The organism is Spirillospora sp. NPDC046719 (assembly GCF_040645715.1).
Taxonomy (GTDB): domain Bacteria; phylum Actinomycetota; class Actinomycetes; order Streptosporangiales; family Streptosporangiaceae; genus Spirillospora.
Genome location: NZ_JBEYYT010000482.1, coordinates 1 through 6,699 on the forward strand (window position 1 = coordinate 1; position 6,699 = coordinate 6,699).

The following is a 6,699-nucleotide window of genomic DNA, read 5'->3' on the forward strand; positions in this document are numbered from 1 at the left end:
GGCCCGCGAGCTGGCCGCGATGGGCCCGCGCCCCGACGGCGCCGCCGAACTGCGCCGCCGCGGCCTCGCCCGCCGCGCCGACCTGATCGCGATGGGCGTGCCGCCGCCGTCCGAACCCGTCGCCGGGGACTGGCTCGCCGACCCCGGCCACTGGGACGACCTGCGCCGCCGCCTCCGCGACGCCGTCGAAGAGCACGCCAGGACGCACCCGACCGATCCCGGCCTGCCCGAGGAGGCCGCCCGCCGCGCGCTCGGCCTGCCCGACCGCGCTCTCGTCGAAGCGCTCGCCACCGGCCTGCACCGCCGCGACGGCCGGCTCTACGGCACCGCCACCGCACCCGAACTGCCGCCCCACGTCCGCCGGGCCGTCGACGCCGTCCGCCGCGACCTGGCCGGCGCCCCGTTCAACGCCCCCGACGCGGGCCGGCTCGCCGAACTCGGCCTCACCCCGAAGCTCATCGCTGCCGCCGCCGCGGCCGGCGCGCTGCTCAGGGTCGCCGACGGGATCGTGCTGCTGCCGGGCGCCGACGCCGAGGCCGCCGCGCTGCTGGCCAAGCTCGACCCGCCGTTCACCCTCAGCGAGGCGCGCCGCGCGCTCGGCACCACGCGCCGCGTCGCCGTCCCGCTGCTGGAGCACCTCGACGAGCAGGGCTACACCGTCCGCGTGGACGACCTGCGCAGGCGCTGCACCGAAAGGACCTCATGACCGGCAAGCGGCTGACCCGGTACGCGCACGGCGGCGGCTGCGCCTGCAAGATCCCGCCCGGCGAGCTGGAGGACGTGGTCGCGGGCCTCACCGCGCGCCACGGCACGGCGCCCGCCGACCCGAACGGCGAGCTCCTCATCGGCCTCGACACCGGCGACGACGCCGCCGTCGTCACGCTCCCCGACGCGCCGGGCGGCCCCGCCGTCGTCGCCACCGCCGACTTCTTCACCCCCGTCGTCGACGACCCGTACGACTGGGGCCGCATCGCCGCCGCGAACGCCCTGTCCGACGTGTACGCCGTCGGCGGCCGCCCGCTCGTCGCGGTGAACCTGCTCGCCTGGCCCCGCGGCGTCCTCCCGTTCGAACTGGCCCGCGAGGTGCTGCGCGGCGGCCTCGACGTCGCCGCCGAGGCGGGCTGCCACGTCGGCGGCGGCCACAGCGTCGACGACCCCGAACCCAAGTACGGCATGGCCGTCACCGGCGTCGCCGACCCCGCCCGCCTGCTCCGCAACGACACCGGCAAGCCCGGTACGCCGCTGACCCTGACCAAGCCGCTCGGCGTCGGCGTCCTGAACAACCGGCACAAGGCGACCGGCGAGGTCTTCCCGCACGCCGTCGCGTCGATGGCCGCGCTCAACCGCGACGCCTGCGCCGCCGCGCTCGCCGCCGGCGCCGAGTGCGCCACCGACGTCACCGGGTTCGGCCTGCTCGGCCACCTCTACAAGCTGGCCCGCGCGTCCGGCGTCACCGCCGTCGTCGACGCCGCCGCCGTCCCCTACCTGGACGGCGCCCGCGACGCCGTCCGCGCCGGGTACGTCAGCGGCGGCACCCGCCGCAACCTCGACTGGGTCGCCCCGCACACCGACTTCGGCGCCGCCTCCGAGGAGGACCGCCTCCTGCTCGCCGACGCCCAGACCTCCGGCGGCCTCCTCGTCGCCGCCGAACTCCCGGACCACCCCGTCATCGGCGAGCTCGTCCCCGCCACCGGCCACCCCCTCCTCATCCGCTGAGCGGCGGGGGGCCGGGTCACATCTGGGTGCCGGTCCGGTCGGTGATGCCGGCGCGCTCGCGGTAGGAGCGGACGAGGGCGAGGGCGGCCTCCCCGCGGGGGCGGCGGCCCGGGCGGATGTCGCAGGCGAGGGCCTTGGCCTCCTGGATGTGGCTGTTCGGGTCCAGGGAGAGGTGGAGCAGCTCGTTGGCGGCGTCGCCGCGGCTGTAGCCGTTGGCGCCCCAGTGGTAGGGCAGGCCGATCTGGTGCAGGGTGCGGCCGTCCATCCGCAGCGGCGACATCCGCTCGGTCACCATGACGCGGGCCTCGATGACCCCGCGGGCGCTGATCACGGTGGCCCAGCCGGCGTGTTCGAGGCCGCGTTCGGCCGCGAGCTCCGGCGACACCTCGCAGAAGAACTCCGGCTGGAGCTCCGCCAGGTACGGCTGCCAGCGGGACATGCCGCCCGCCGTGTGGTGCTCGGTGAGCCGGTACGTCGTGGTGACGTACGGGAACACCTCCGAGCCGGGCCGGTCGCCGCTCGGCTGGTAGAGGTTCGCCGGATGCGGCTCGATGATCTGCCGGACGGGGTTGCGCTGCTGCTCGTACAGCGGGTTGTCGAACGGCGATTCCTGCGGCTCGTAGTGGGCCGGCAGCGGGCCGTCCATGAGCCCGGCGGGGACGTGCAGCCACGCCTTGCCGTCGGCCTGCATGATGAACGGGTCGTTCCCGGCGAGGGCGTCGGGGCCGGTCGCGCCGTGCGGCGGCTTGTAGTCCGGCGCCCTGTCGGCGACGAAGTCGGGCACGTCGTGGCCCGTCCACTCGCCCTTCTCGGCGTCCCACCAGACGAGCGCCTTCCGGTCGCTCCACGGGTTGCCGTCGGGGTCGGCGGACGCCCGGTTGTACAGGATGCGGCGGTTCATCGGCCACGCCCAGCCCCACTCGGGTGCCACCCAGCTCTGCTCGCCGCCGGGCTTGCGGCGGGCGGGCTGGTTGACGCCGTCGGCGTAGCAGCCCGCGTAGATCCAGCATCCGCAGGAGGTGGAGCCGTCCGGCTTCAGCTGGGTGTAGGACGAGATCGGCTTCCCCTCGGCGTCGCGGCCGTTGATCTCGGCGAGCACGGCCTCGGCGTCGGGCTCGGCGATCTCGCCGCGCACCGGGTAGTCCCAGGCGAGGTCGAGCACCGGGCGGTCCATCTCGTCGGACGACCCGGCGAGCCTGTCCCGGATGATCCGGCCGAGGTGGTACATGAACCACAGCTCGCTGCGCGCGTCCCCGGGCGGTTCGACGGCCTTGTGGTGCCACTGGAGCATCCGCTGGGTGTTGGTGAAGCTGCCGTCCTTCTCGGTGTGCGCGGCGGCGGGCATGAAGAACACCTCGGTGCCGATGTCCTCGGTGCGCATCTCCCCGGACTCGATCTCCGGGCCGTCCTTCCACCACGTCGCCGACTCGATGAGCGAGAAGTCGCGGACGACGAGCCAGTCGAGGTTCGCCATCCCGAGCCGCTGCATCTTCGCGTTCGCCGACCCGACCGCCGGGTTCTCGCCGAGCAGGAAGTAGCCCTTGCAGGTTCCCTTGATCTGCGCCATCACCGTCTCGTACGTGCTGTGCGAGCCGGTGAGGCGCGGCAGGTAGTCGAAGCAGAAGTCGTTGTCGGCGGTCGCCGCGTCGCCGAAGTAGGACTTCATCAGGCTGACGACGTAGGAGCGCATCTCGCCCCAGAAGCCCTTCTTCGCGGACTCGGCGGCGATGAACGCGTCCAGGCTCTCGTTGGCGTGGGCGTGCGGCATCGGGATGTATCCGGGCAGCAGGTTGAACAGCGTCGGGATGTCGGTCGAGCCCTGGATGGAGGCGTGGCCGCGCAGCGCGAGGATGCCGCCGCCTGGCCGCCCGATGTTGCCGAGCAGCGTCTGCAGGATCGCCGCCGTCCGGATGTACTGGACGCCGACGGTGTGCTGCGTCCAGCCGACCGCGTACGCGAACGCGGTGGTGCGGTCGCGGCCGGAGTTCTCCGTGACCAGCTCGCAGACCTGGAGGAACTGGTCCCGCGGGACGCCGCAGATCCGCTCCACCATCTCCGGGGTGTACCGGGAGAAGTGCCGCTTGAGCACCTGGAACACGCACCTCGGGTGCTCCAGGGACGGGTCGCGGGACGGGTCGCCCTCGCCGAGCGCCGGGCCGCCGGACCCGGTGGCCTCGCCGTGCCCGGACGCCGACGCGGTGGCCCGGTCCTCGTACTCCATGTCGCGCTCGCCGGCGGCGGCCTGCACCTCCAGGCCCTCGTAGCGCCAGGTCGCCTGGTCGTAGCTGCGGGACTCGGGGTCGAGGCCGGAGAAGACGCCGTCGAGGTCCTCGGTGTCGCGGAAGCCCTCGTCCAGGATCACCGACGCGTTCGTGTACTCCAGCACGTACTCGCGGAAGTACCGCTCGTTCGCCAGGACGTGGTTGATGATCCCGCCGAGGAACGCGATGTCACTGCCCGCGCGCAGCGGGACGTGCAGGTCCGCGAGGGCGCTGGTGCGGGTGAACCGCGGGTCGACGTGCACCAGCTTGGCCCCGCGCGCCTTCGCCTCCATCACCCACTGGAACCCGACCGGATGGCACTCGGCCATGTTCGAGCCCTGGACGACGATGCAGTCGGCGTTCTGCAGGTCCTGCTGGAAGGTGGTCGCGCCGCCGCGTCCGAACGAGGTTCCCAGACCGGGAACGGTGGAGGAGTGTCAAATGCGGGCCTGGTTCTCGATCTGTACGGCGCCGAGCGCGGTGAACAGCTTCTTGATGAGGTAGTTCTCTTCGTTGTCGAGGGTGGCGCCGCCGAGGCTGGCGAACCCGAGGGTGCGCCTCGTCCGGTTCCCGTTCCGCTCCCACTCCCAGCCGTGCCGCCGCGCCGCGATGACGCGGTCGGCGATCATCTCCATGGCGGTGTCGAGGTCGAGCCGTTCCCATTCGGTGCCGTGCGGGCGGCGGTAGAGCACGTGCTGCTCGCGCGCCGAGCCGGTCGTCAGCTGGAGGCTCGCGGACCCCTTCGGGCAGAGCCGCCCGCGGCTGACCGGGGAGTCGGGGTCGCCTTCGATCTGGACGACCTTGTCGTCCTTGACGTACACGTTCTGGCCGCAGCCGACCGCGCAGTACGGGCAGACGGACTTGACGACCTGGTCGGCGGTGCTGACCCGCGGCTTGAGCCGCTCGCTGACGCCGCTTTTGGCGGCGGCCCCGCGGCCCAGCGGATCGTCTCCCGTGACCTGCCGGTACACCGGCCACGATCCGATCCACTGGCGGACGCCCATCCCGACCCCCTCACCTCGTCGGGCGGCCACGTACCCGCGCCCCGCACGCCGAAACACCAGGGGAGGGGCGCGGGCGGGCGGCGGTCACTTCGCGGCGAAGGCGGCCAGGTTCGTGGAGACGATCTCGGGCTCGCCGCCGTTCTGCTCCGCGGCGGCGGTCAGCACGTCGATGTGCTGGTAGCCGGGGGCGACGACGTCGCCGGGCCGCGGGTCGCGGCCGCCGAGCCCGTCGCCGGCCTCCAGGTTGATGATCGGGTTGGCGGTCGGGCCGTTCGTGTGGACGGCGTCGTCGGCGATGCCGGGGGACGCGGCCAGCGCGATGTCGGTGACCATCCTGGTGGGGAAGTAGTGCTCGGTGAAGTCGAGCGGCTGCTCGGCGAGGCTGCGGGCCAGCTCGCCGATGTCGGTGACCTCCTTGGCGGCGGACGTGAAGGGGGTGCCGTCCTTGGAGGCGGGCACCCCGCCGCCGACGTCGTCGTAGTTCCGCCACGTGTAGAGCGGGCCGTTCGGCTCGTCCGGGATGGCCTTCTTGTCCGGGCCGAGGAGCTGCCCGAGGCCGCCGAGGCCGATCGAGTCCAGGTCGTTCGGTGCCGGGAACTCCTTGTCGACGATCTTCCCGCCGTCCCAGAACCCGACGCTGGCCTGCATGAACGCCAGCGGCTCGGAGTTGTCGTCGAGGAGCCCGCCGAGCGCCGCCGCGTTGGTGAAGCGGAAGTCCTGCACCGTCGGGGAGCCCTTGAGGAACGTCGGGTAGTCCTTGGAGAACAGCAGCCGGTAGGTCGTGTCGGTGTTGAACGAGGACGGCACGTAGGTCGAGAGGTCGGACGGGCCGTCCGGGGCGAGGTCGGCGGCGAGGCCCGCGATCGACAGCAGGTTCATCGTCTCGGTGTTGATCAGCGCGGGGGCCGAGAGCGAGCGGGGGACGACGCCGCTCTCCAGCCCGGCCTGGACGGCGCTCGCGCCGAACTTCAGCAGCGGGACCAGGTCGGCCGGGATCTGGCCGTCCATGCCGGGCAGGCTCGTGCTGATCCGGGTGTCGAGCGCGAAGTAGCCGGAGCACTGGTCGTAGCCGGCGTCGTCGGTGGTGGAGTGGTTCCCGTCGAAGTCCCATTCGGCGAAGAACGCGGTCAGGACGCCGCCGAGGGAATGGCCGCCGCACAGCATCTTCCGCTTGCGGGCCGCCTGGTCCGGCAGTTCGTGGACCATGAGGTCGTACTGGTCGCGGACGGTCTGCTCCAGCCCGACGTTCTGCAGCCACGCCACCTGGTCGTTGGTCTGGTAGCCCGCGAACTTCCGGCCGTCCACCTCTTTCCGCCGGTAGTAGTAGTCGACGGCGAGGTGGACGTCCTTGGCGGCGAGGCCGGCCTGCACGCCGGTGTGGTCCTCCAGGCAGTTGGACCTGCGGTCCAGCGCCCAGAACTCGATGTGCTTCCCGTTCTTCGCGGCGGCCGCGACGGTGTTGCGGGCGACGCTGTCGAAGGCGCCCGCGCCCTCCAGGATGCCGGGCTGCGCGACGAGGATCCGGTCGGCGTCCGCCGACGCGGCGGGGCCGGCGGAGTCCCGGAACCGCAGGTACGACAGCCAGTCGCAGGCCTCCGGGTGCGGGCCCGCCGAGGACGGCAGCGGGACGCGCACCCGGACCATGGTCTCGGTGACGCCGGTGACGGGCGAGCCCGTGGCGACCGGCGTCTCGACCCGGCCGGCGGACGGGTCGGGCG

4 protein-coding genes are annotated in these 6,699 nt (G+C 73.0%); 2 read left to right on the forward strand and 2 right to left on the reverse strand.

Going from position 1 to position 6,699, the window contains the following annotated elements:
- A partial coding sequence (locus tag ABZ914_RS43700; RefSeq protein ID WP_500200638.1) for a SelB domain-containing protein occupies nt 1-706 on the forward strand: 706 nt, incomplete at its 5' end.
- Nucleotides 703-1,716, forward strand: coding sequence for a selenide, water dikinase SelD (gene selD, locus ABZ914_RS43705; RefSeq protein ID WP_500200639.1), 1,014 nt, complete (start codon nt 703-705; stop codon nt 1,714-1,716). The genes ABZ914_RS43700 and selD, both read left to right, overlap by 4 nt.
- Nucleotides 1,717-1,732: 16 nt before the next feature.
- Here selD and fdh read toward each other — a convergent pair whose 3' ends face one another.
- Nucleotides 1,733-4,981: a formate dehydrogenase gene (gene fdh / locus ABZ914_RS43710; protein ID WP_500200640.1), complete on the reverse strand. Its 3,249-nt coding sequence runs from the start codon at nt 4,979-4,981 to the stop codon at nt 1,733-1,735.
- 84 nt (nt 4,982-5,065) lie between these two features.
- The coding region (locus ABZ914_RS43715) for a hypothetical protein (RefSeq protein ID WP_500200641.1) at nt 5,066-6,699 on the reverse strand (1,634 nt) is incomplete at its 5' end.

Coding starts and splice junctions, on each gene's coding strand:
- selD (WP_500200639.1), top strand. CDS start 703: ATGACCGGCAAGCGGCTGACCCGGTACGCGCACGGCGGCGGCTGCGCC.